The organism is Aeromicrobium flavum, from assembly GCF_007992115.1.
In the GTDB taxonomy this organism is placed as follows: Bacteria; Actinomycetota; Actinomycetes; order Propionibacteriales; family Nocardioidaceae; genus Aeromicrobium; species Aeromicrobium flavum.
In genome coordinates this window covers 112,710-136,921 of record NZ_BJZQ01000004.1, presented here as the reverse complement: position 1 = coordinate 136,921, position 24,212 = coordinate 112,710, and the positions used below count along the sequence as shown (strand labels likewise).

General features: G+C 70.9%; 21 protein-coding genes, 1 tRNA gene and 1 riboswitch. Of the genes, 11 read left to right on the top strand and 11 right to left on the bottom strand.

Annotated features, from left to right (window positions below):
- Positions 1 to 82: 82 nt before the first annotated feature.
- The 3 genes from AFL01nite_RS06245 to AFL01nite_RS06235 all read left to right on the top strand — a co-directional run bounded on the left by AFL01nite_RS06245 (position 83) and on the right by AFL01nite_RS06235 (position 3,233).
- The gene (locus AFL01nite_RS06245; RefSeq protein ID WP_186813835.1) at positions 83 to 2,266 is read left to right on the top strand and encodes a transglycosylase domain-containing protein; all 2,184 of its coding nucleotides are present in this window, start codon (positions 83 to 85) and stop codon (positions 2,264 to 2,266) included.
- A gap of 176 nt (positions 2,267 to 2,442) precedes the next feature.
- Positions 2,443 to 2,895: a hypothetical protein gene (locus AFL01nite_RS06240; RefSeq protein WP_146826526.1), complete on the top strand. Its 453-nt coding sequence runs from the start codon at positions 2,443 to 2,445 to the stop codon at positions 2,893 to 2,895.
- Complete coding sequence (locus AFL01nite_RS06235; protein WP_146826524.1) at positions 2,892 to 3,233, top strand: hypothetical protein; 342 nt, start codon at positions 2,892 to 2,894, stop codon at positions 3,231 to 3,233. Before AFL01nite_RS06240 ends, AFL01nite_RS06235 begins: the two co-directional genes overlap by 4 nt.
- 7 nt (positions 3,234 to 3,240) lie before the next feature.
- On the opposite strand, the gene AFL01nite_RS06230 is transcribed toward AFL01nite_RS06235, so the two are convergent.
- Genes AFL01nite_RS06230 through AFL01nite_RS06220 form a run of 3 tightly spaced genes read right to left on the bottom strand, consistent with a single transcriptional unit; the run spans position 3,241 to position 5,428 of the window.
- Complete coding sequence (locus tag AFL01nite_RS06230; RefSeq protein ID WP_146826522.1) at positions 3,241 to 3,702, bottom strand: GatB/YqeY domain-containing protein; 462 nt, start codon at positions 3,700 to 3,702, stop codon at positions 3,241 to 3,243.
- Positions 3,703 to 3,737: 35 nt separating this feature from the next.
- Complete coding sequence (locus AFL01nite_RS06225) at positions 3,738 to 4,493, bottom strand: ABC transporter permease (RefSeq protein WP_146826520.1); 756 nt, start codon at positions 4,491 to 4,493, stop codon at positions 3,738 to 3,740.
- Positions 4,490 to 5,428, bottom strand: coding sequence for an ABC transporter ATP-binding protein (locus AFL01nite_RS06220; protein WP_146826518.1), 939 nt, complete (start codon positions 5,426 to 5,428; stop codon positions 4,490 to 4,492). Before AFL01nite_RS06220 ends, AFL01nite_RS06225 begins: the two co-directional genes overlap by 4 nt.
- A 99-nt stretch (positions 5,429 to 5,527) precedes the next feature.
- Between AFL01nite_RS06220 and AFL01nite_RS06215 the strand changes: the two genes are divergently transcribed.
- The 5 genes from AFL01nite_RS06215 (at position 5,528) to AFL01nite_RS06195 (ending at position 10,536) form a co-directional block, all read left to right on the top strand.
- Positions 5,528 to 6,652 carry a histidine kinase gene (locus AFL01nite_RS06215; RefSeq protein WP_146826516.1) on the top strand — a complete coding sequence of 375 codons (1,125 nt, stop codon included), beginning with the start codon at positions 5,528 to 5,530 and terminating at the stop codon, positions 6,650 to 6,652.
- Positions 6,649 to 7,245, top strand: a complete 597-nt coding sequence (locus tag AFL01nite_RS06210) for a response regulator transcription factor (protein ID WP_146826514.1) — start codon at positions 6,649 to 6,651, stop codon at positions 7,243 to 7,245. The genes AFL01nite_RS06215 and AFL01nite_RS06210 overlap by 4 nt, the downstream gene beginning before the upstream one ends.
- Positions 7,246 to 7,277: 32 nt before the next feature.
- Positions 7,278 to 8,180, top strand: a complete 903-nt coding sequence (locus AFL01nite_RS06205) for a metallophosphoesterase (RefSeq protein WP_146826512.1) — start codon at positions 7,278 to 7,280, stop codon at positions 8,178 to 8,180.
- A gap of 16 nt (positions 8,181 to 8,196) precedes the next feature.
- Positions 8,197 to 8,270: transfer RNA gene (locus AFL01nite_RS06200), tRNA-Pro, on the top strand.
- 313 nt (positions 8,271 to 8,583) lie between these two features.
- Positions 8,584 to 10,536, top strand: a complete 1,953-nt coding sequence (locus AFL01nite_RS06195) for an acetoacetate--CoA ligase (RefSeq protein ID WP_146826510.1) — start codon at positions 8,584 to 8,586, stop codon at positions 10,534 to 10,536.
- A 66-nt stretch (positions 10,537 to 10,602) separates the two neighbouring features.
- On the opposite strand, the gene AFL01nite_RS06190 is transcribed toward AFL01nite_RS06195, so the two are convergent.
- The 8 genes from AFL01nite_RS06190 to AFL01nite_RS06155 form a co-directional block, all read right to left on the bottom strand.
- The gene (locus AFL01nite_RS06190) at positions 10,603 to 11,637 is read right to left on the bottom strand and encodes an aspartate-semialdehyde dehydrogenase (protein ID WP_146826508.1); all 1,035 of its coding nucleotides are present in this window, start codon (positions 11,635 to 11,637) and stop codon (positions 10,603 to 10,605) included.
- Positions 11,634 to 12,923, bottom strand: a complete 1,290-nt coding sequence (locus AFL01nite_RS06185) for an aspartate kinase (protein WP_146826507.1) — start codon at positions 12,921 to 12,923, stop codon at positions 11,634 to 11,636. Before AFL01nite_RS06185 ends, AFL01nite_RS06190 begins: the two co-directional genes overlap by 4 nt.
- 144 nt (positions 12,924 to 13,067) lie before the next feature.
- Positions 13,068 to 13,664 (bottom strand): recombination mediator RecR, encoded by a 597-nt coding sequence (recR, locus tag AFL01nite_RS06180; RefSeq protein ID WP_146826505.1) that lies wholly within the window; start codon positions 13,662 to 13,664, stop codon positions 13,068 to 13,070.
- A 13-nt stretch (positions 13,665 to 13,677) separates the two neighbouring features.
- The gene (locus AFL01nite_RS06175) at positions 13,678 to 13,995 is read right to left on the bottom strand and encodes a DMT family transporter (protein WP_146826504.1); all 318 of its coding nucleotides are present in this window, start codon (positions 13,993 to 13,995) and stop codon (positions 13,678 to 13,680) included.
- A gap of 12 nt (positions 13,996 to 14,007) precedes the next feature.
- A riboswitch (guanidine-III (ykkC-III) riboswitch) is annotated at positions 14,008 to 14,072 on the bottom strand.
- Positions 14,073 to 14,081: 9 nt separating this feature from the next.
- Entirely contained in the window at positions 14,082 to 16,754 is a 2,673-nt protein-coding gene (locus AFL01nite_RS06170) for an aminodeoxychorismate synthase component I (protein WP_186813834.1), read from the bottom strand.
- On the bottom strand, positions 16,729 to 18,747 hold the full coding sequence (locus AFL01nite_RS06165) for a DNA polymerase III subunit gamma and tau (RefSeq protein WP_371862817.1): 2,019 nt from the start codon (positions 18,745 to 18,747) through the stop codon (positions 16,729 to 16,731). The genes AFL01nite_RS06170 and AFL01nite_RS06165 overlap by 26 nt, the downstream gene beginning before the upstream one ends.
- Entirely contained in the window at positions 18,744 to 19,334 is a 591-nt protein-coding gene (locus AFL01nite_RS06160) for an HAD family hydrolase (protein ID WP_146826500.1), read from the bottom strand. Before AFL01nite_RS06160 ends, AFL01nite_RS06165 begins: the two co-directional genes overlap by 4 nt.
- 112 nt (positions 19,335 to 19,446) lie before the next feature.
- The gene (locus tag AFL01nite_RS06155; RefSeq protein WP_146826499.1) at positions 19,447 to 20,424 is read right to left on the bottom strand and encodes an alpha/beta hydrolase; all 978 of its coding nucleotides are present in this window, start codon (positions 20,422 to 20,424) and stop codon (positions 19,447 to 19,449) included.
- 145 nt (positions 20,425 to 20,569) lie between these two features.
- Between AFL01nite_RS06155 and AFL01nite_RS06150 the strand changes: the two genes are divergently transcribed.
- From AFL01nite_RS06150 to AFL01nite_RS06140, 3 genes are all read left to right on the top strand, one after another.
- On the top strand, positions 20,570 to 21,637 hold the full coding sequence (locus AFL01nite_RS06150; RefSeq protein WP_146826497.1) for a family 43 glycosylhydrolase: 1,068 nt from the start codon (positions 20,570 to 20,572) through the stop codon (positions 21,635 to 21,637).
- Between the two features lie 81 nt (positions 21,638 to 21,718).
- Entirely contained in the window at positions 21,719 to 23,026 is a 1,308-nt protein-coding gene (locus AFL01nite_RS06145; protein ID WP_146826495.1) for a threonine/serine exporter family protein, read from the top strand.
- A 70-nt stretch (positions 23,027 to 23,096) separates the two neighbouring features.
- Positions 23,097 to 24,212, top strand: coding sequence for an acyl-CoA dehydrogenase family protein (locus AFL01nite_RS06140; RefSeq protein WP_146826493.1), 1,116 nt, complete (start codon positions 23,097 to 23,099; stop codon positions 24,210 to 24,212).

The window sequence follows — 24,212 nt, the reverse complement described above, 5'->3', positions numbered from 1 at the left end:
TCCCGCGAGGGTGCGCGGACGGCCGCACGCGCGCGTCGCCGCGGTGAGCGAAGTGGTTGCGAAACTCCCGTATCCTCGTGCCATGGCGTGGCAGGAGATGGGCGATTCGATCAAGAAGGTCGCCGAGACCGAACCGAAGCCGACGTCGAAGCTGGGGGCGATCGGCTCGATCGCGTGGCTCTCGGTGCTGGCCGGAGTGATCGTGGCGGCGATCTTCATCCCGGGCACCGCCTTCCTGGCCTCCACCTCCAACAAGGCCAGCAAGGACATCGTCGACCTGCCGCTGGCCCTGCAGGACCTGCCGAACCCCCAGACCACGCGCATCTTGGCCTCCAACGGCCAGCGCGTCGCGTACTTCTACCAGGAGAACCGCCAGGACGTGCCGCTCAAGCGGATCGCGCCGGTGATGCAGCAGGCGATCATCTCGATCGAGGACTACCGCTTCTACGAGCACGGCGCCCTCGACCTCAAGGGCACGATGCGCGCCCTGATGAACAACGCCTCCGCCGGCAACACCCAGGGCGGCTCCTCGATCACGCAGCAGCTGGTGAAGCTGACCCTCGTCCAGCAGGCGGCCACCAAGGAGCAGCGCGCCGCCGCCACCGAGGTCTCCACCGCGCGCAAGATCCGCGAGCTCAAACTGGCGATCAACTACGAGAAGAAGTACTCCAAGGACGAGATCCTCGAGCACTACCTCAACATCGCCTACTTCGGTGACGGCGCCTACGGCGTCAACGCCGCGGCGTACCACTACTTCTCGGTCAGCCCGGACAAGCTGACGACCGCTCAGGCCGCCACGCTCGCCGGCCTCGTGCAGAACCCCGAGCAGTACAACCCCCGCGTCTACCCCGAGCGCGCGCTGCAGCGCCGCAACACGGTGCTCGGCGTCATGGCGCGACTGGGCAAGGTCCCGGCGATCGAGGCCGAGAAGCTCAGCACCACGCCGATCGGCCTGAAGATCACGTCCTTCCCGAACGGCTGTGTCGACTCCGACGCCGCGTTCTCGTGCGACTACATCCGTCGCTACCTGCTGCAGGAGCCGGCGCTCGGCGAGACCGTCAAGGAGCGCCAGGCGATGCTCGAGCGCGGCGGCCTGACGATCAAGTCGAACATCGACCTGTCGATGCAGAAGTCGGTCAACAAGGCGGTCTCGAAGTACGTGGGCCCCACCGACAAGGCGATCGGCTCGCTGGCGCTCGTCGAGCCCGGCACCGGCAAGGTCCGCGCGATCGGCCAGTCGCGTTCCATGGGCAAGAAGAAGGGCGAGACGTACATCAACTTCTCGGTGCCCCGGCGGTACGGCGACTCGAACGGCTTCCAGGCCGGCTCGACGTTCAAGATGTTCACCGCCGCCGCGGCGCTCGAGGACGGCATCCCGCCCAGCAAGTCGTACAACTCCCCGCAGACCATGAAGATCCCCACGGGCACGTACTTCGACTGCGACGGCAACGGCACGGGCCAGTGGGAGGTCAAGAACTCCACGGGCGCCGGTGGCTTCAACATGGTGACGGGCCTGCGTCAGTCCGTGAACACCTACTTCGCGCAGCTCGAGCGTGATGCCGGCCTCTGCGAGACGGTCAAGATGGCCAAGAAGATGGGCATCCCCACGGCCGAGCCCGACATCAAGAAGGGCCAGCCGGGCAGCTACATCCCGTCGTTCACCCTCGGCCCGATCGACGTCAGCCCGCTCGACATGGCCGCCGCCTACGCCACCCCCGCCGCCGGCGGCGAGTACTGCGAGCCCGCGCCGGTGGCCGAGATCCTCGACCGCAGCGGCCGCTCGCTGAAGAAGTACAAGCCCGAGTGCAAGCGGGTCATGAGCAAGAAGACCGCCGCCACGATCAACGCGATCCTCGTGGGCCTGCAGCAGCCGAACGGCTTCGGCTACCAGAACGGCACCGGTCTAAACATCCCGTCGGCGGCCAAGACCGGTACGACCAACGACAGCAAGGCCGTCTGGTACGTCGGCTACACCCCCGAGATCTCGGCGGCCTCGATGATCGCCGGCATCAACAAGAAGGGTCAGCCGGCCGGCCTGGTCAACACCAGCCTGCGCGGCGTGCCCGTGTCGTTCAACCAGGCCGGCGGCTCGTCGCTGGCCGGCCCGCAGTGGAAGGCGGCCATGGGTGAGATCGAGAAGGACCTCACCCCGGCCAAGTTCGACTCCGCGAGCCTGCCGAGCTTCCAGCCGAAGGCCACCAAGGGTGGCAACGACCGCCCCGGCCGCGGTCGCGGCGATCGCGGGCGCGGCGGCGACGACGACTGATCGAAGTCCGACCGCGGGGTGGACCAGGGCTTGTTGCGCGCTCGATGACGCAGCTAGTGTCTGGGCCACATCAGCTTGGCAACGACGCCCGGCACTCATCAAACGAAGTGCGCAACGGGTGCGTTGCTGCTCGTGCGTGACTTCAGTCATCGGGGGAATCGATGAAGCTACGTACCGTGTCCATTCTTGCCGTGGTGGGATTCGTCCTGGGGCTGGCGATGCCGGCGGCATATGCCCAGTCCTACAAGACGAGTCCGATCAAGGTCTTCGGCCACAGCACCTCATGCACGCTGGGCATCGGGTCGATCAATGACACGACCCACAAGGGCGGGGCGCAGACCGTGAACCGTGTGGGCTGCGATGTCAACAATGCACCGAGGGCGGTGCCGGCGAACCGCATGTACGCGCACACGTCTCTCTATCGGTCCAACACCTCGTACATGTGCGGCGAGGCGGGGAAGTGGAACTCCACCTCTACGGCCACGCTCACGGTGACTGCGAGCCTCCGGGTCCAGTCCGTGTGCCCCGCCAACGGCACGTACTACGCGGTCACGTCCCACGCGCGTATCGCGGACAACGGCGCCTCCTACGTCGAGTACCGCCAGACCGGTGCTTACAGGTTCAGGTGAGCCGAACCGACCGAGTCTCGGCGCGATGGGCGGGTGTGCTGCTGGCTTGCGCACTCGCCCTCGGGCTGGCGGTCGGGGGCGGAGTGATCGCGGTGACGCAAGCCGTGCCGCCGGGGTCGACGTCGACGGACGCACCACCGCGAGAGACGCAGCGACCGGGACCGGAGTTGATTCCGGCGCGAACGGACGACGGCAAGCAGGGGTTCATCCGCGTCGACGAGATGAACCGCGCGAACCCGCGTGAGCTGGGAACGCCTGAAGTGGTCCTGAACGTCTATGCCGAGGACGGCCGGACCAAGATCGGCGTGTACACCGCGGCCGTGACGACCGTGGAGTGAGCCGGGGTCAGGCGCCGAGCTGGCGCCTGACCTCGGCCGCAACGACGCCACCGTCGGCGCGACCCTTGGTCTTCGCCGTGACGGCGCCCATGACCTTGCCCATGGCCTTCATGCCCTCGCCGGCCGCGCCGGTCTGCTCGATGGTCTCGGCGACGATGGCCGAGACCTCCTCGTCGGACAGCGGCTCGGGCAGGTACTCGGCGAGGATCTGGGCCTCGGCCCGCTCCTTCTCGGCGAGCTCGGGGCGGTTGCCCTCGTCGAACGCGGTGGCCGACTCGCGGCGCTTCTTGGCCTCCGACGACAGGACGGTCAGGACGTCGTCGTCGGTGAGCTCGCGGGCCTCCTTGCCGGCGACCTCGGCGTTCGTGATCGCCGCCAGCACCATCCGGATCACCGAGGTGCGCAGCGCGTCCCGGGACTTGAGGGCGGTGTTGAGGTCGTCGCGGAGGCGGTCCTTGAGAACTGACATGCGCCCATTCTCCCACCGCGGCGGACGGGCTCCGGTCAGTGGCGAGGCTCCCACCGGAAGTGACGTCGGGTGAGGTCGACGCCGAGCCAGGTCCACAGCGCCAGGCCGGCGATCGCGAACCACGGCGAGCCCGCCACGTCGAGCTCGTAGGCGGAGCGGACCAGGGTCACGACCGCGCCTCCGGGCGTCAGGTCGAACCAAGCGTGGTCCAGCAGCGGGGCGGCGATCAGTGATCCGAGCACGACCAGCATGTAGGGCGTCGTCGAGATCTGGGCTGCGCTGGGATTGGGCGTGATGGCAGCGGTGGCGGTCGACGCGGCGAGGGTGGACGCAACCAGTCCGACGACGGCAAGGACGATCCACCAGGGTCGGGCGGGGCCCGGCACGTCGAGGAACACGAGGACCACCGCGACCACGGCCGACTGCGCCACGAAGAGTACCAACGGCGCTCCGAGGAGGCCGGCGAGGATCGCGCCGTCCGAGGTCTCACCCGACCGGAGACGCTTGAGGAACAGGTCCTGGCGGCGCGTGACGAGCGTCGTCGTGGCCGTGAGGTAGATGGCGAACAGGGCGAAGAACGCCAGGATCATCGAGATCATCCCGACGGCGGCGTTGCGGGCCGCCTCGGCCTGGAGCATGACGAAGCCGGCGAAGAGGAACGGGAACGCCGTCGCGCTCACCAAGGTGGCCTTCGACCGGACGATGAGGCGCAGCTCGGTGCGGGTGATCACCCGGGCCGCGCCGAGCGCGGACCGGCGTGCGGACGTGGGGCTGGTGGGCGTGGCGCTCATACGTGCTCCTCGATGCGGTCCTGGCTGATGCGGGTGAAGACCTCGGCGAGGCTCGCCTCCTGGGCGTGCAACCGGCCGAGGCGGTGGTCGTGCTGGTCGGCCCACCGCAGCAGGCGACCGAGGGCCGACTGGAGGTCGGTGACCTCGAGCCGGACCTGGTCGCCGCGGATGTCGAGCCCTTGCGGGTCCACCACGGTGAGCAGCTCGCGCTCCAGTCGAGCGCCGTCGATGACGGGAGCACGGAACGAGACGTGCGCCGGTGCGGTGCCGACGATCTGCTCCAGGGTTCCCTCGCGCACCACCCGGCCGGCGTGCATGATCGCGAGGCGGTCGGCGAGCGCCTCGGCCTCCTCCAGGTAGTGCGTCGTCAGGACGACGGTCGTGCCGGCGGCGAGCAGGTCGCGCACGATGCCCCACGCCCGCTGGCGCGACTCCGGGTCCAGTCCCGACGTGGGCTCGTCGAGGAAGAGCACCTCGGGCCGGTGCAGCGTGGCGAGCGCGAGGTCGAGACGACGTCGCTGGCCACCGGACAGCTGGACGACCCGGGTGCTCGCGCGGTCGGCCAGGTCGACCCGCGCCAGCACGTCGTCGACGGGATCGGGGCGGGTCGTCAGGGCGGCCCACATCCGGAGCGTCTCGCGGACGGTCAGGTCGCCGGCGAACCCGGTCTCCTGCAGCATCATGCCGATCCGCGGCCGCAGGGTCGCGCGGTCGCGCCGGGGGTCGAGGCCGAGGACCCGCACCTCGCCGCCGCCGGCGGCCCGGTGGCCCTCGAGGGTCTCCATGGTGGTGGTCTTGCCGGCTCCGTTCGTGCCCAGCAGGGCGAACAGCTCGCCGCGTCGAACGGCGAGGTCGACGTCGCGCACGGCGACGAAGTCCCCGTACGAGCACGACAGGCCGCGGGCCTTGATGACGGTGGCGTCGGTGGTGTCCATGCCTCCCACCCTTGCTGGGGAGGACGGTGCCTCGCCAGCGTGCGGCGTCACCACAACTGATGACATCTGTCATGCGCGGTCTCGGCTACGGTCGACGGCGTGAGTTCGAACCCCGATGGCTTCGTCGCCACCTGGCGCTACACGGCGTCGAGCCTGTGGCTCTATGTGGTGATCGGACTGATCGGCCCCGTGGCGCGTGCCGTGGCCGACATCGTCGAGGGCACCGCCGTCGTCCGTGGCGGGTTGCTGCTCGTGGTGATCGCCGCGGTCGTGTGGCTCTCCTGCCGTCCCCTCGTCGCCGCCGCGAAGTCCGGCCTGGGACAGGAGCAGCTGTCGTGGTCCCGGCGTGCGACGCTGCTGGCCCCGGCGCTGCTGGTCTACCCGCTGGCGTGGCTGTCGCCGACGTTCCCGCCCGGCGTCGTCCTCGTGCCGTGGCTGGTGGTGTCGCTGGTGGCGATCGACGTCGCCCCGAGGCGCCGGAACAACCTCCTGCCCGCGGCACTGCTGACGCTCGTCGGCCTGTACGCCCTCGGTGGCTGGGACGGCCTCAGGAGGCTGGACTGGGAGGGCGCCTACGCCCTGGGCTTCATCGCGCTCTTCCTGCCCGCCGTCACCGTCTTCCAGGTCTGGCTGTGGCAGCTCATGCTGCAGGTGCGCGCCCGTGGTGAGGCCGAGGCCGACCTCGCCGCGGTCCGTGAGCGCCTGCGGCTCGCCGCGGACCTGCACGACGTCCAGGGCCATCACCTGCAGGTGATCGCGCTCAAGGCGGAGCTGGCCGAACGGCAGCTCGACCGCGATCCCGGCGCGGCCCGTGCCTCGATGAGCGAGGTGCAGCACATCGCCCGCGCCGCCATCGCCGAGACGAAGGAGATCGTGCGCGGCTACCGCCGTACCAGCCTGCGCGAGGAGATGGCGAACGCCGCCGCCGTCCTCGAGGCGGCCGGCGCGGCCGTCACGGTGGAGTGCCCGGAGGGGCTCGACGAGCCGCTGTTCGCGCTCGCGCTGCGCGAGGCCACGACGAACATCCTGCGGCACAGCACCGCCACGACGGTGCGCATCGTGGCCACGCCCGAACGGCTGACGATCAGCAACGATGGTGCCACCAGCGCAGGCTCGTCCGGGGGGTCGGGCCTCGCGGCACTGACGGAGCGCGTCGCCGCGGGTGGTGCCCGGCTGGCCGTCCGGCGCGACGGCGAGGCGTTCACGGTGGAGGTCCACCGGTGATCCGGGTCGTCGTGATCGACGACGAGGAGATGATCCGCAGCGCGATCGTGGCGCTGCTGACCCTCGAGGAGGATCTCCAGGTCGTGGGCGAGGCCGCGAACGGCAGCGAGGGCCTCGACGTGGTGAGGGCCGAGGCCCCGGACGTGGTGCTGCTCGACCTGGAGATGCCGCCGACCGACGGGATCGAGGTCGCGGTGCAGGTCGAGCCGCCGACCCGGTGTGTCCTGATGACACGCCACGCCCGGCCGGGGGTGCTGCGTCGCGCGATGGCCGCGGGCATCGCGGGGTTCGTGCCGAAGTCGAGCCCGGTCTCGGCCCTGGCGCAGGTGATCCGCGAGGTCGCGGCGGGCCGGCGGTACGTCGACTCCGAGGTGGCCGCGGCGGCGCTCGAGGCCGAGACCTGCCCGCTGTCGGACCGCGAGCTCGACGCCCTGCGCCTCACCCGCCGGCACGCCTCCGTCGCCGAGATCGCCGAGACCCTCCACCTGGCCGATGGCACGGTGCGGAACTACCTGTCGAGTGCGATGACCAAGACGGACACCTCCTCGCGGCACGAGGCCGCCGAGCACGCCTACGAGCACGGCTGGATCTGAGCGCCGAGGCGCCACGCCACTAGGCTGGGCCCATGGGACTGGGCCGAAGGCTGGGAGCGACCGCGGCACTCGGGATCGGCACCCTCGGGTACTCGTACCTCGAGGCCACCCGCCGGTTCGTGGTCCGGGAGGTGACGGCGCCGGTCCTGCCCGCCGGGCACGAGCCGATCCGCGTGCTGCACCTGTCGGACATCCACTTGGTGCCCACCCAGCTGCCGAAGCGCGAGTGGCTGAACTCCCTCGCGGAGCTGGAGCCCGACCTGGTGGTCGACACCGGCGACAACCTGGCCCACCCCGACTCCGTCGCCCCGCTCGTCGGAGGCCTGGCGAAGCTGCTCAACGTGCCGGGTGCCTTCGTGTTCGGCTCCAACGACTACTTCTCGCCGAAGCTGAAGAACCCGGCGAGCTACCTCCGTGGTGGCACGGGCGTCGACCGTGAGGGCGACTGGGAGCGCGAGCGGGACCTCCCGTTCGACGCGCTGCGGGCTGCCTTCACCCGGCAGGGCTGGCTCGACCTCAACAACGACCGCGGCGAGCTGACCGTCAAGGGCACGCGCATCGCGTTCACGGGGGTCGACGACCCGCACCTGCGGCTCGACCGGCTCGACCACCAGCCCGCCGACCTCACGGCCGACCTGCGCATCGGCGTCGCGCACGCGCCGTACCTGCGCGTGCTCGACTCGTTCAACGCGGCGGGCAACGAGCTGATCCTCGCGGGACACACCCACGGCGGTCAGCTGCAGGTGCCCGGATTCGGGGCGCTCGTCACCAACTGCGACATCGACCGACGGCGCGCGAACGGCCTGCACCAGCATCGGACGCCCGGTCACGACGCCTCCTGGCTGCACGTCTCGGCGGGCTGTGGGACGTCGCCGTACACCCCGTTCCGATTCTCGTGCCGACCCGAGGCGACAGTCGTGACCCTGACCGGGTAAACTTCCTGAGGTTGCACGGGGTGTGGCGCAGCTTGGTAGCGCGCGTCGTTCGGGACGACGAGGCCGCAGGTTCAAATCCTGTCACCCCGACCCGGTCACCGAGCCCGGTATTCTCCCCAGAATGCCGGGCTCGTTGCTTTCTCCCCTCCGGTGACCACGCCGCTCCGTCGGAACCTTTTCTCGCGAAAACGGCCACGGTGTAACTGCGAGTTAGGCATGATGGTCCTGTTGCCGGAGGGGTCCGGTGAGTCGGCAGTTCGGGTCCGTCGGTGTGGGCGGACCGCAACGGAGCTGCCACGTGGACGTCGAGGCGATCGTCGGCCTGCCGGGGAAGCCAGGGCGCCGGTCGCCTCGACGCGGACCGTCGTCCTGGTGTGTCGTGGGCCACTCCTAGACTGCCCTCATGTCCGCCGACGTTCTCTGGAACCCGCCCACCACAGGGACCACGGCGATCGAGCGCTTCGCCGCGTGGATCGCCCGGACGCGGGGGGTCGAGGTCGCCGACTACGACGCCCTCTGGCAGTGGTCGGTCGACGACCTCGCAGGCTTCTGGGGCGCGTGGTTCGAGTACCTCGAGCTTCCGCACGACGGCGATCCGTCCGTGGTCCTGGCCGACGCGTCGATGCCCGGCGCGCGCTGGTTCCCGGACGTGCGGTTGAACCACGCCGAGGCCATGCTGCGGATGTCCGGCCGGGCCGATGGCGACGTCGTGGTGGTTGCGCGGTCGCAGAGCCGCGCGGAGGTCACGCTGACGGCCGCCGAGCTGCGCGACCAGGTCGCTCGGGCCCGGCTCGGCCTGCTTGAGGCAGGCGTCGGCGCGGGCGACCGGGTGGCGGCCTACTCGCCCAACATCCCCGAGACGCTGGTGCTCATGCTGGCCGCGGCCAGCATCGGCGCGATCTTCTCGTCGTGCGCCCCCGAGTTCGGCACCCAGAGCGTCATCGACCGGTGGCAGCAGATCGAGCCGGTCGTGCTGCTGGCCGTCGACGGCTACCGCTACGGCGACAAGGGCATCGATCGCCGCGAGCAGGTCGAGACCATCGCGGCCGCGCTGCCGAGCCTGCGGACGCTGGTGTGGCTGCCGTACCTCGACCAGGACGCGCCCGCGCCGGCCGCGGCGGTCACGTGGCAGCAGTTCACGGCCCGCACCGGCCCGCTGGAGTTCACGCGGGTCGCCTTCGACGCCCCGCTGTACGTGCTGTTCTCCTCCGGCACCACCGGGCTACCCAAGCCGATCGTGCACGGACACGGCGGGATCACGGTCGAGCACCTGAAGGCGCTGAGCCTGCAGAGCGACCTCGGGTCCCAGGACCGCTTCTTCTGGTTCTCCACCACCGGCTGGATGATGTGGAACTACCTCGTCTCGGGCATCGGCGTCGGCGCCACCGTCGTGATGTTCGACGGCAACCCCGCCCACCCCGACCTCGGCGCGTTGTGGGAGATGGCCGCCGAGGTAGGCGTCACGTACTTCGGCACCAGCGCCCCGTTCCTGCTGCAGTGCCGCAAGGAGGGGCTTCACCCCGCGCGGGTGGCCGACCTGTCGGCGCTGCGGGCGCTCGGGTCCACCGGCGCCCCGTTGCCCGAGGCCGGCTTCCGCTGGGTCTACGACGAGTTCGATCCGAGGGTGCAGCTGGCCTCGGTCTCGGGCGGCACCGACACCTGCGCGGCGTTCGTGGGCGCCGCGCCCACCGTGCCGGTCTACGCCGGCGAGATCTCGTGCCGGTGCCTGGGCTGCGACGTCGACTCCTTCGACCCCTCCGGCCGGCCGGTGCGCGACCAGCTGGGCGAGCTCGTCATCAAGCAGCCGATGCCGTCGATGCCGGTCGGCTTCTGGGGCGACGACGACGGCTCGCGCTACCGCGCGGCGTACTTCGAGGACTTCCCCGGCGTCTGGCGACACGGTGACTGGATCAACCTGACGTCGTACGGATCGTGCACGATCACGGGCCGCAGCGACGCCACCCTCAACCGCGGCGGGGTGCGCCTGGGCACCTCGGAGTTCTACTCCGTCGTGGAGTCCCTGCCCGAGGTGGCCGACAGCATCGTCGTGCACCTCGAGGACGACGAGGGCGGCGCTGGCCGACTGCTGCTGTTCGTCGCCCTGGTCGAGGGCGCCGTGCTCGACGACGACCTCGCGAAGCGGATCGCCGTCGAGCTGCGCACCAAGCTCTCGCCGCGGCACGTGCCCGACGAGGTGCACCAGGTGCGCGGCATGCCGCGGACCCTCTCGGGCAAGAAGCTCGAGGTGCCTGTCAAGAAGATCCTGCGCGGCACCCCGGTCGACCAGGCCGCCGCGAAGGGCGCCCTGCAGAACCCCGAGGTCCTGGACGACTTCGAGGCGTTCCGAACCCGCTGAGTTGCACGTTCGGCCCGCGACACGCGGTGCGAGCGTGGCGGAACGTGCAACTCAGCGGGCTCTGGGTCAGACCAGCAGCTCGGCGATCTGGATCGTGTTGAGCGCGGCGCCCTTGCGCAGGTTGTCGCCAGAGACGAACAGGACGAGGCCCTTGTTGCCGTCCACCGACTGGTCCTGACGGATCCGGCCGACGAGGCTCTCGTCGCCGCCGGCCGCGTCGAGCGGGGTGGGCACGTCGGCCAGCCGCACGCCGGGCGCGGCCGCGAGGATCTCGGCGGCCCGCTCGGGCGTGATGTCGTCCGCGAACTCGGCGTGGATCGACAGCGAGTGACCCGTGAACACCGGGACGCGCACGCAGGTGCCCGCGACGCGCAGATCGGGCAGGCCGAGGATCTTGCGCGACTCGTTGCGGAGCTTCTGCTCCTCATCGGTCTCGTTCGATCCGTCGTCGACGATGGCGCCCGCGAGCGCGATCACGTTGAACGCGATCGGCGCGACGTACTTGTTCGGCTCGGGGAACGTGACCGCGTGACCGTCGTGGGTCAGCGCGTCGGCCTTCTCGACCGTGGCCAGCGCCTGCGAGTGCAGCTCCTCGACGCCGGCGAGGCCGGAGCCCGACACCGCCTGGTAGCTGCTGACGGTGAGCCGCACCAGGCCCGCCGCGTCGTGCAGCGGCTTCAGCACGGGCATCGCGGCCATCGTGGTGCAGTTCGGGTTGGCGATGATGCCGCGGCCGCGCGCCGAGTCGCCGGCGGGGATGGCGTCGGGGTTGACCTCGCTGACGACCAGCGGGATGTTCGGGTCCTTGCGCCACGCCGACGAGTTGTCGATGACGGTGACGCCGGCCTCGGCGAAGCGCGGGGCCTGCACCTTGCTCATCGTGGCGCCGGCGCTGAACAGCGCGATGTCGAGGTCGGAGACGTCCGCGGTGGCGGTGTCCTCGACGACGATCTCCTGGCCGCGGAACGGCAGGGTCTTGCCGGCCGAGCGGGCCGAGGCGAAGAAGCGCACCGAGTCGGCCGGGAAGTCGCGGTCCTCGAGCAGCTGACGCATGACGGCGCCGACCTGGCCGGTCGCGCCGACGACTCCGATGTTGGTCATCGTCCGGTCCCTCCGTACACGACGGCCTCGGTGTCGGCCGCGCCCAGGCCGAACGCCTCGTGCGCGGCGTTGACGGCCGCGTCGACCTCGTTCTCGCCGACGACGACCGAGATGCGGATCTCGGAGGTCGAGATCATGCCGATGTTGACGCCCGCGGACGCGAGCGCCTCGAAGAACGTCGCGGTGATGCCCGGCTGCGAGCGCATGCCCGCGCCGACGATCGAGACCTTGCCGACGCTGTCGTCGTACTGCAGGCGCTCGAAGCCGATCTGGTCCTTGAGCCGCGCCAGCGCGGTCATGGCGGTCTGGCCGTCGTCGCGCGGGAGCGTGAAGGAGATGTCGGTCAGCGCCGTGGCGGCGGCCGACACGTTCTGGACGATCATGTCGATGTTGATCCGGGCCTCGGCCAGGGCGCGCAGCACCGCGGCCGCGTAGCCGACCTTGTCCGGGACCCCGACGACGGTGATCTTGGCCTCGCTGCGGTCGTGGGCGACCCCGGAGATGATCGCGTGCTCCATCGCCTGTCCTTCTTCCGTGTACTTGCTGACGTCTTCGGCGGCCACGACCCACGTGCCGGTCTTGTCGCTGAACGACGACCGCACGTGGATGGGCATGGTGTTGCGGCGGGCGTACTCGACGCACCGCAGGTGCAGGATCTTCGCGCCGTTGGCGGCCATCTCGAGCGTCTCCTCGTAGGAGATCGCGGGGATGCGGCTGGCCGTGGGCACGATGCGCGGGTCGGCCGTGAAGATGCCGTCGACGTCGGTGTAGATCTCGCACACGTCGGCGCCCAGCGCCGCGGCGAGGGCGACGGCCGTGGTGTCCGAGCCGCCGCGGCCGAGCGTCGTGATGTCCTTCGTGGTCTGCGAGACGCCCTGGAACCCGGCGACGATCACGATCGCGCCGTCGGCGATCGCCGACTGCAGGCGACCGGGGGTGACGTCGATGATCTTGGCCTTGCCGTGGACGTCGTCGGTGAGGACGCCGGCCTGCGACCCGGTGAAGCTGCGCGCCTCCTGGCCGAGCGTCTCGATCGCCATGGCCAGCAGGGCCATGGAGATGCGCTCGCCGGCGGTGAGCAGCATGTCGAGCTCGCGGCCGGGCGGCAGGGGGGAGACCTGGTTGGCCAGGTCGATCAGCTCGTCGGTCGTGTCGCCCATCGCGGACACGACGACGACCACGTCGTGACCGGCCTTCTTGGTCGCCACGATGCGTTGGGCGACTCGTTTGATGCTGGTGGCGTCGGCCACCGACGAGCCGCCGTACTTCTGCACGACGATGCCCATGGACATTTCCTTGCTCTGAGGGATCTGCGAACACAGCGGGACGGCGCCACGCTGCGCCCGGGCAAGTCTAGCCCGTGCTCCGGCTGCCCCGAGATTCCAGTCCGGCCGTCGGACGAGGGAAGTCTTCGCGGTCGACGGTCACCCTCAGCCGACGGCGGTGCGGCCCTCGAACGCGCGACCGAGGGTGACCTCGTCGGCGTACTCCAGGTCGCCGCCGACGGGCAGGCCGCTGGCGAGCTTCGTGACCCGCAGGCCGATCGGCACCAGCATCCGCATCAGGTACGTCGCGGTGGCCTCGCCCTCGAGGTTCGGATCGGTGGCGATGATGACCTCGGTGACGGCGCCGTCCTGCAGGCGCAGGAGCAGCTCCTTGATGCGCAGCTGGTCGGGTCCGATGCCGGCGATCGGACTGATCGCGCCGCCGAGCACGTGGTACCGGCCGCGGAACTCGCGCGTGCGCTCGATCGCGATGACGTCCTTGCTCTCCTCGACCACGCACAGGACGGACTCGTCCCGTCGCGGGTCGGCGCAGATGCGGCACGTCGTGTCGACGGTGACGTTGCCGCACACCGAGCAGAACAGCACCTTGGTCTTGGCGTCGACCAGCGTCTGCGCGAAGCGCTTCACGTCGTCGGGGTCGGCGTCGAGGAGGTGGAAGGCGATCCGCTGGGCGCTCTTCGGGCCGATGCCCGGCAGACGTCCGAGCTCGTCGATGAGGTCCTGGATCACACTTTCGTACACGCCGCCAGCCTAGTCAGTGGTCCAGCATCTTCAGCCCGACGACGCACCCGATCAGGCCCAGCAACAGCGCGATCTTCGCCACCGAGGCCGGTTCGGTGCCGGTGACCATCGCGTACGTGACGGTGCCGGCCGCGCCGATCGCGACCCACACGGCGTAGGACGTGCCCACCGGCAGTCCGCGCATGGCCCAGGCCAGGCCGCCCATGCTGACGATCAGCGCGCCACCGAACACGAGCGTCGGCCCGAGCTTGGTGAGGCCCTCACTGCGGCCGAGGGCGGTGGCCCAGACGGCTTCGAACAGGCCCGAGACGACCAGGACGATCCACGACATGACGCACTCCTCGGTGGCCGTCTTGTCGCGATCCGGGTACGACTCCACTCGTCCGGCGGCCTGCTTGGGGCCGTGCCTCCATCGTCTCAGACGATGCGTGATCCGCTCCGGCGCAGGAAGGCGGCGACCAGGTCGTGGCCGTGGGACGTGAGGATCGACTCCGGGTGCATCTGCACGCCCTCGATGGGCTGGTCGCGGTGGCGCAGGCCCATGACGACGCCGGATCCGGTGCGCGCGGTGACGACCAGCGGCTCGCGCACGTCCTCGACCACGAGGGAGTGGTAGCGGGCGCACGTCATCGGTGACGGCAGCCCCGCGAAGACGCCGAGGCCGTCGTGGTGCACGAGCGAGGACTTGCCGTGCACGACCCGGTCGGCGCGGACGACGCGGGCGCCGAAGACCTCGCCGATCACCTGATGGCCCAGGCAGACGCCGAGCAGCGGGGTGGTGAACCGGCGGACGACCTCAGCGCTGATCCCGGCCTCGGCGGGCGTGCCGGGCCCCGGCGAGACGACGACGTGCGTGAAGTCGCCGCGCAGCAGCTCATCGACGGAGGTCTCGTCGTTGCGCACCACCTCGGCCTCGGCCCCCAGCTCGCGCGCGTACTGCACGAGGTTGAACACGAACGAGTCGTAGTTGTCGATGAACAGCACCCGGGCCCGCGCCGACGGGGACGGATCCTTCGACCTCGGGGTCGTGGGGGTGACCCGGAGGTCGAAGGATCCGTCGCCCCGCAGGGCACCGCGGTAGGCCTCGGTGAGGCGGGCGGTGACGGGGCCGGGCGACCAGCGGCCGACGCCCTCGCAGGAGGTGACCGGCACGATGCCGCGCAGCGCGTTGGTGGCGAAGACCTCGGTGGCCTCGGCCAGCAGGGCCGTGGTCATCCGGTGCTGCAGGACGGGCAGGCCGAGCGCACCGGCGACCTCGATGACGCGCGCCCGCACCGTGCCGGGCAGCAGGCGACCGTCGAGAGCGGGGGTGTGCAGACCGTCGTCGAGCACCGCGAAGAGGTTGGCGCGGGCGGTCTCCAGCACCGAGCCGTCGGTGTCGATGATGAGCGGCTCGTGGCCGGGTACGACGGGCACCCGGTCGCGGTCGGCCCACTTGTGCGGACCCAGGCCGGACGGGACGAGGCGAGGGACGAGTGACCACGAGGCCTCGGCGGGACCGGCCTTGGTGACGGTCATCGAGATCCGCACGTCGCCGTCGTGCGGCGCCGCGTCGATGCGCAGACGGTGTCGCCCGGACAGTCCGGCGACCTGACGACGCACCGCCTCCTCGAGGCCGGCCCGCACCGTGGTGCCGTGGACGGCCCGGACGCCGGCGTCGAGGCGGGCGAGGTGCGCGTCGAGGTCGACGGCGCGGTCGTCGAGCACGAGCACCGTCTCGAAGATCCCGCGGCCGAGGTCGACGGGCCGGACCGCGTCGCCCTCCGAGGGCTCCGCGAGGGCCAGCGGGGAGCGGCGAGGGGACTCCAGGTCCAGGCGTCCGCCGATCGCCTCGACCAGCGGCCGCGCCTTGTGGAGGCACTCGGCGTACTCGTCGTCGGGGTCGGAGTCGGCCACGATCCCGCCGCCCACGCCGAGCCACACGCGGGAGGTGCCGTCGGTCTGCGGGGCGAACTCGAAGGTGCGGATCACGACGTTGAGCTCGAGGCCGGCCGTCGCACTGACGTGCCCGATCGCACCGGTGTAGGCCTCACGCCCGGTGGCCTCGAGGTCGGCGATGATCTCCATCGCGCGCACCTTGGGTGCGCCCGTGACGGAGCCGGGCGGGAAGGTGGCGCGCAGCAGGTCGCCGTCGCCCACCCCCGTGGGGAGGTGGGCCACGACGTCCGAGACCAGGTGCCACACGCTGTGCCGCTCGAGCCGGTTCAGGGCCGGCACCCGGACGGACCCCGGCACCGCGACGCGACCCAGGTCGTTGCGCATGAGGTCGACGATCATGACGTTCTCGGCGCGGTTCTTCGCCGACGCCTCCAACTCGAGCGGGTCGGCCGTGAGCGGGGCCGTGCCCTTGATGGGAGAGGCCAGGACCTCGTCGCCGGTGCGCCGCAGGAACAGCTCGGGTGAGAAGCTGGCGAGCGCGCCCTCGGGCGAGGAGACGAAGGCGGCGTAGGCCGGTGCCAGCTGGTCGACGCCCGCGCAGAACGCGTCGAGGGGGTCGCCCGTGAACTCGGTCTCGAGGCGAGCGCACAGGTTGACCTGGAAGATGTCGCCCGCGGCGATGTGGTCGAGGGCCCGGCGGACGGCCTCGCGGTGCAGGGCCGGCGACGGAGTCATCGCGAAGGTGCCGGTGGAGAACGGCTCGGGAGCGACCGGGCGGGAGACGGCGTCGAGGAGTTCGGTCACGCGCAACGGGTCGGGCTCGCCGGTCGACTCCAGCCACCACGTGCCCCGCACGCGGCGCAGCACGAGGTCGTAGAAGCCGACGCGGTGGTCGGGCTGGGGGACGGGACGAGGTGGCCCGTCGGGCAGGTCCTCGACGTACCGGCCGAGGCGGTACCCCCACGCGCCGATCCACCCGCCGCCGAACCCGTCACCGCTGTGCCGGGGCAGGTCGACCTCGTCCCACGCGTCGAGCAGGCGGGTGGGCTCACACGCGATCAGGGCCTCGCCCTGGTGCCACGCGCCGATCAGCGCGACGAGGCGGTCGCGGCCCCGCAGGCGGCGCAGGACCTCCGTGGGTGAGGCGTCGAGCGCGAGCCGTCGTCGGACGGGCGCGCGCGTCGGCTCAGCGCCCGTGGGGAGTCTCGTCAATGACCTCGGCCCCCAGGTGCTCGGCCAGGAGCGCCTCCGCGTCCTGCGAGCCGTCGTCGACGACGGGGTCGTCGGGGTCGACGCCCGCGTCGGGGTCGACCCGGGTGATGGGGACCGGGCCCTGGCGCAGCGCCTCGCGGACCGACTCGGGCACGCGCGACTCGGTGGGCGCGGCGGGTGCCGGGGCCGGAGTGGCGGCCGGAGCCGACGTGGCGGTGGTGCCGGCGGGCGTGGCGGAGGGATCGACGATCGCCTCGATGCGCCACTGGACGGCCATGACGTCGGACAGCGCCTGCTGGACGATCTGGTCGGACCCGCTCTTGGTGAACGAGTCGCGGGCCCCGGTGTTCACCAGCGCGAGGGTCAGCGTGGAGCCGTCGAGCGCGGCGACCTGGGCGTTCTGGCTGAGCATGACCCAGGTGAAGCGGCGCAGCTGCTGGACGCGCTCGAGGACCTGCGGCCACATCCGCCGGACGTCGGCCGTGGTGAGGGCGCCGGGGGCGGCCGCGGGCTCGGGCGAGGGTGCGGGGGCCGCCTGGGGCTCGGGAGTCGGCGCGACCGCGGCGGGCTGTGCCGGCTCGACGGGCTCGGGGGTCGGCGTGGCCGCCTCGGGCTCCGGCGCTTCGGGCGTCGATCCCCAGCCACTGGGCTCGTCCTCGGTGGCGGCGGGAGCGGACGGTGCCGGCGCAGGCTGCGGCGTCGGCTGGGGCGCGGGAGCCGCCGCGGGCGTCGGTGCCGGCGCAGCAGGGGGCGCGGCCACCGTCTCGGGCGCCGGGGCGGCGCCGGAGAGGCGACGCTCCAGCCGATCGAGCCGGGCGTGGAACCCCTCGACGGAGTTGTCGGCACCGGGCACGAGGATCCGGGCGCACATCAGCTCGAGCATCAGGCGCGGCGCCGTGGCCCCCCGGAACTCGGTGAGGGCGGTGCTGACGAGGTCGGCGGCGCGGGTGAGCTCGGTGGGCTCGAAGCCCGCGACCTGCCGCATGAGGACCGCCGTGCGGTCGGCCGGCGTCTCGAGCAGGCCCGTCTCGGCGGCGGTGGGCACGGCCTTGAGGATCACCAGGTCGCGGAAGCGCTGCAGCAGGTCCTCGGCGAAGCGGCGGGGGTCCTGGCCGGACTCGATCACCTTGTCGACGACCCCGAAGACGGTGGCCGCGTCGCTGGCGGCGAACGCCTCGACCGCTTCGTCGAGCAGCGAGTCGGGCGTGTACCCCAGCAGCTGGACCGCGAGGTCGTACGTGATGCCGTCGGGACCGGAGCCGGCGAGCAACTGGTCGAGCACGCTGAGCGAGTCACGCACGGAGCCACCGCCGGCCCGCACGACCAGCGGCAGGGCCGTGGCCTCGAGGCCGACGTCCTCGCTGCGGCACAGCTGGAGCATGTAGTCGCTGAGCAGCTTGGGCGGCACCAGCCGGAAGGGGTAGTGGTGCGTGCGCGAGCGGATCGTGCCGATGACCTTGTCGGGCTCGGTCGTGGCGAAGATGAACTTCAGGTGCGGCGGCGGTTCCTCGACCAGCTTCAGCAGGGCGTTGAAGCCCTGCGGGGAGACCATGTGGGCCTCGTCGATGATGTAGACCTTGTAGCGGCTGCTGACGGGCGCGAAGAACGCGCGCTCGCGCAGGTCGCGGGCGTCGTCGACGCCGCCGTGGCTGGCCGCGTCGATCTCGATGACGTCGATGCTGCCGGGCCCGCCGCGCGCCAGGTCGCGACAGCTCTGGCACTCGCCGCACGGGTCGGAGATCGGCGCCTTCTCGCAGTTGAGCGCGCGCGCCAGGATCCGGGCGCTGGTGGTCTTGCCGCAGCCGCGCGGGCCGCTGAAGAGGTACGCGTGGTTGACCCGGTTGTTGGCCAGGGCGTGACGCAACGGCGCGGTCACGTGATCCTGACCGATGACCTCGGCGAACGTCTCGGGTCGGTAGCGCCGATACAGGGCCAGGGGTGCGTCCACGAGGACCACCCTAGACGCCCGTCCTGACAGCGGTCCGACCCTCAGCGCAGGAGAGCGCGTACCGCGTCGAGATCGGGCACGACGTGGTCTGCGCCGGCCTCGCTGAGCTCGTCCGCCGAGCACGGTCCGGTGGTGACGCCGATGCCCGTCACCCGGGCGATCCGGGCCGCGTCCATGTCGTGCACGTGGTCGCCGACGTAGGTGTCGGCACCGTGGTGCATCAGGACCTCGGACTTCTGCTCGCGCCACGCATCGCCGATCACCGCGTCATGGGGCAGGGCCAAGTGGGCGAGGTGGTGCTCGGCGTTGGAGGCGTTCTTGGCCGTGATGACGATGGCGCGCCCCAGCTCCTGCGCGGCGGCGAGGACCTCGGCGGCACCGGGCATCGCCAGCACGCGGGGGACCGCGATCTCCTGGTACATGGCGCGGTACCGCGTGAACATCTCCGGGACGACGTCGGTGGGGAACCAGTGCTGCAGCTCCCAGGTCAGCGGCGGGCCCAGCCGCGACACGGCCAGCTCGGCGTCGATGAACACGCCGGTCTGCCGCGACAGCTCCTCGTACACGGCGCGGATCCCCGGCCGCGAGTCGATCAGCGTCATGTCGAGGTCGAACCCGATCGTGCGGCTCATCCGGCAGCCCCCTTTCCACTTTTGGTCCCGGATGCACGTCGGCCCGCCGGATCCACGTGGATCCGGGACCAAAAGTGGCTGGGGGCGCGGTCTCGACCGTCCCAGAGACGGCTCATGGGATCCAGCGGTCGAGCCACTCGGCCGTGAGCCGGTAGGCCTCCGCGCGGGGCTCATCGTTCGACAGGTAGACGTCGTGGCGCGCGTCGCGGACCTGCAGCGAGGTGACGTCGCCACCGAGGCAGCCGGCCCAGCGCCCGATCTGGCGCACGTCGAGGACGGCGTCCGAGGTGTCGGTCTTCTCGTGGTGCTTGCGGCTGAACCACGTGCGGTGCGAGCGCAGCACGAGCGACGGCACGCCGATGTCGAGCCCGCGGTGCAGCGCCGCGTGCCCCCGGCGCACGGCCGTCATCCAGCCGAAGGTCACGGGGAACCCGGCCAGCGGCTTCCACACCAGGTCGTAGTCCCACTGGCCACCGTGTTCGTGGTGCAGGCTCACGCCGTACGCGTCGGTCGACGGCAGCTTCATCGGCGTGCGGGGCTTGGCCTTGGAGAACGCGCGGATCGCCTGGGTGCCGATGGTGCGCATCCACGGCGCGCCCTGGAGGTCGAACCACGGGCTGTTGAGCACGAGCCCGGCGATGCCGCGGCCGCGCGCGCCGCCGGGCTCGAGGTTCATGCGGTCGAGCCACAGCGGCAGGATCAGCCCGCCGGTGGAGTGCGCCGACAGCACGATCGGCACGTCGGGCACCTCCGAGCGGACGATCTTGAGCGCCCGGTCGAGCTCCGCGTCGTACAGCGACAGGTCCGAGACGTAGTGCGGCGTGTGCCCGTCGGACAGCGACCGGCCGCACTTGCGCAGGTCGAGCGAGTAGAAGGCGTAGCCGCGGTCGGCGTAGAACTCGGCCAGCTCGGTCTGGAAGAAGTAGTCGGTGAACCCGTGCACGTAGATCATCGCGGCCCGCGGCTCGCCCTCGAAGCGGCGCCGGACCAGCGTGGCGGTGATGGCGCCCTCGCCGTCGGGGTCGGTGCCCAGATCGAGCGTCATCCGCTCGTAGGGGTCCGTGAGGATGTCCTCGGTCCACTCGCTCATGGGTCCTCCTGGGACGTCGTCGGCGTGACCACCCTAGGACGCGGACGACCCCCGGGCAGGCCCGTCCGCGGAAACGCCGCGGTGTCCCCCGTCGGAGTTATGCTCCGATCGACCGTCTGGTCGATCCATCGGGGGAAGGAAACTCATGAGGAATCTGTACACACGCGTGGCCACGGCGGGAGCCACCGCGCTCGCCGTGCTCGCCACCGGCGCACTCGTCGCACCCGCGGCGCAGGCGGCGCCGGACCAGCCGATCCTGAAGAGCTGGGCGAACCCGGGCGTCGCCGAGGTTCCCGGCGGGGGCTTCGTCATGCTGCGCACCGGGCGCTGGGACAAGGCCGGGGTCATCCGCACGGCCGCCCACCCGCGGGGTCCGTGGAAGTCGACGAAGGAGCGGCTGCTGAAGCCGGCCCCGAAGTGGGCCAACCCCAAGAAGCGGGGTGTCTGGGCACCCTCCATCGTCCGCGGCGCGACCGGGACGTGGGTCGTCTACTACTCGGCCCTCGTGCGCGGCAGCACCACGACCCGGTGCATCGGCACGGGCACCGCCAAGACGCACCGCGGCCCGTTCAAGCCCGCGCGCCAGCCGATCGCCTGCTGGCGCGGCAACAAGAAGACCAAGCCACAGGATCCGGTCGGCGGCAAGCGCCGCATCGGCCTGATCGACGCGACACCGGCTGTCGTGGGCGGCCGGACGGTGCTGCTGTTCAAGACCCAGCGTTCCTACAAGAAGAACGGCACGATCATGTGGGACACGTCCACCCGCATGCTCAACCTCGACCCGGTGTCGCCCCACCGCGTCATCGCGAACCCCGTGAACCAGAAGCCGCGCAGCGTCCAGCTGATTCGCAAGCGCCACCGGTACATCGAGGAGAACCCGGTGATGGTCGAACGGGGCGGCACGTTCACGCTGTTCACGTCGTGGGGCTGGTACGGCACGCCGAAGTACTGGACCCAGTACCGCCAGTCCACCGATCCGTGGCGCGGTTGGTCGACGAAGCCCACGCGCCTGACGTTCCCGAAGGGCACCAACACGTTGGGCCGCGGCAACGCGCAGGCCGTCGGCGACTCGCTGGGACGTTGGTGGTTCTTCTGGAACGGTCATCGACCGAACTTCAAGCGCAAGGAAGGCCCGAAGTACCTCTACGTGGGCCGCTTGGACTGGAACGCCGCGAACCAGCCGTACGTGCAGCGGGTGCTCAAGAAGGCATGATCGCGGACGTCTGACGATGCTCGACGGCGGGCAGGGCCATGGCCCGGTCCGCCGTCGCGCGTCATCCGACAGGGTGGAGCCATGAGTAGCTCGGCACCGCAGACCCTGCGGATCATGGACCTCGCGCTGAAGGCGGGCGAGATGCTGCTGTCCAACGGGGCGGGCACCGCCGACGTCTCGGCGACGATGTCGTCGATCTGCCGGCACCTCGGCCTGCGCGGCACCTACGTCGACGTCACCCACATCATGCTGACGATGGTCCACGACCAACAGCTCGACGAGCCGCCCCTGCTCCTGCGTCGCAACGTCGTCCGCCGCGAGACCGACTTCGAGGACGTCACCGCCATCGACCGGCTGGTCAGCGACCTGCTGAACGACGAGATCGACCTCGACGAGGCACGGTCGCGGCTCGCCGCGATCCAGACCAGCGGCCACGCCCGGCCGCGCTCGGTCGTGGTGGGTGCCTCGGGCCTCGTCGGCGCCGGGGTCGCGCTCATGCTCGGCGGCGGCCTCTTCGTCTCGCTGACCGCGTTCGTCGCCGCCGTGGCGATCGAGCTGCTCCGGCGGCCGCTGGAGGTGCGCCGGCTCCCCGACTTCTACATCCAGGTCGTGGGCGGGCTGTGCGCGTCGCTCATCGCGGTCTCGGCGGCGGCCCTCTCGCTGCCGGCGCCGCCGTCGTTGGTCATCGCCGCCAACATCGTCGTGCTGCTGGCGGGGCTGGGCCTGATGGGCGCCATCCAGGACGCCCTGACCGGCTACCACCTGACGGCCGTGGCGCGCCTGCTCGAAGTCATGCTCGCCACCGGCGGCATCGTGGCGGGCGTCAGCGGCGGCCTCATGGTCGGCCGGATGCTCGGGGTCGACCTCGGGTCCGGCACGATCTGGCCCGACCTGTCGCACCTGCCGTTCGTCACGATCGGCGCGGGCATCGCCGCCGCCGGGTTCGCCGTGCAGTCGTACGCGCCCTGGTCGTCGAGCCCGGTGATCGCCCTGATCGGGGCGGGGGCCGGCGCGCTGTCCTCCGCGCTCGTGCAGAACGGCCTCGACCGGCCCTGGGGCGCGGGGATCGCGGCGTTCCTGATCGGCGTCGTCAGCTATCCGGCGTCGCGCTGGCTGCGGGTGCCGGCACTCGTGATGGTGGTGCCGGCCATCGTGCCGCTGCTGCCGGGCCTGACGATCTATCGGTCGCTGGCTCAGCTGGCCGAGGAGAACCTCTCGGGCATCTCGTCGGGCATCACCGCCACCGCGGTCGCGCTGGCCCTGGCGGCCGGTGTCATCCTCGGTGAGTATGCTGCACAACCGCTCGGCCGCGAGACGCGGCGACTCGAGCGACGGCTGTCCGGGCCACGTCTGGTGGGGCCCTTCCGTGCCAAGTCCAAGCGGAAGTGACTCGCTGGTGTCAACGGCAGTTGCACAGTATTCTCAAGACTAAGCAAGCGCTTAGTGCGAAGGGGCACTCATGAGACTTCAGTTGTCAGCCGAGGACCAGGCATTCCGCGAGGAGATGCGTGAGTTCTTCACCACCCAGGTCCCGCAGGACATCCGCGACACGATGATCAACCACGGGGAGATCACCCGTGACCAGATCGTCCGCTCGCAGCAGGCCCTCAACGCGGCCGGGCTCGCCGTTCCGGGCTGGCCCGTCGAGTGGGGCGGCAAGGACTGGTCGCAGCTGCAGCGCCACATCTGGCACGAGGAGATGCAGCTGGCCGGCGTCATCCCGCCGCTGGCGTTCAACGCCTCGATGGTCGGCCCCGTGATCGCGACCTTCGGCTCGCAGGAGATCAAGGAGCGCTTCCTGGCGAAGACCGCCAACCTCGACATCTGGTGGAGCCAGGGCTTCTCCGAGCCCGACGCCGGCTCCGACCTCGCCGGCCTGCGCACCACCGCGGTGCGCGACGGCGACCACTACGTCGTCAACGGCCAGAAGACCTGGACCACGCTCGGCCAGTACGGCGACTGGATCTTCTGCCTCGTGCGCACCGACCCCAACGCGCCGAAGAAGCAGATGGGCATCAGCTTCCTGCTCATCGACATGAAGACCGAGGGCCTGACGGTCCGCCCGATCGAGCTGATCGACGGCGGCCACGAGGTCAACGAGGTCTTCTTCGACAACGTGCGCGTCCCCGTCGAGAACCTCGTCGGCGAGGAGAACAAGGGTTGGACGTACGCCAAGTTCCTGCTCGGCAACGAGCGCGTCGGCATCGCCCAGGTGGGCGCCAGCCAGCGCAACCTCGCCACGGCGAAGGACAAGGCCAAGGAGCTGGGCGTCTTCGACCAGTACGCGAGCCGCATCGCCGACATCGAGAACCAGCTCACCGCGCTCGAGCTCACCGCGCTGCGCGTCGCCGCCGGTTCCTCGGGCGACAAGCCGCACCCGGCGTCCAGCGTCCTGAAGATCAAGGGCTCGCAGCTGACGCAGGCCGTCTCCGACCTGTTCGTCGACCTCGAGGGCCCGTCGGCGATCACCAGCCACGAGACCCGCATCTTCCTCAACAACCGCAAGGTGTCGATCTACGGCGGATCCAACGAGATCCAGCGCCAGATCATCGCCGGCACGATCCTGGGACTGTGA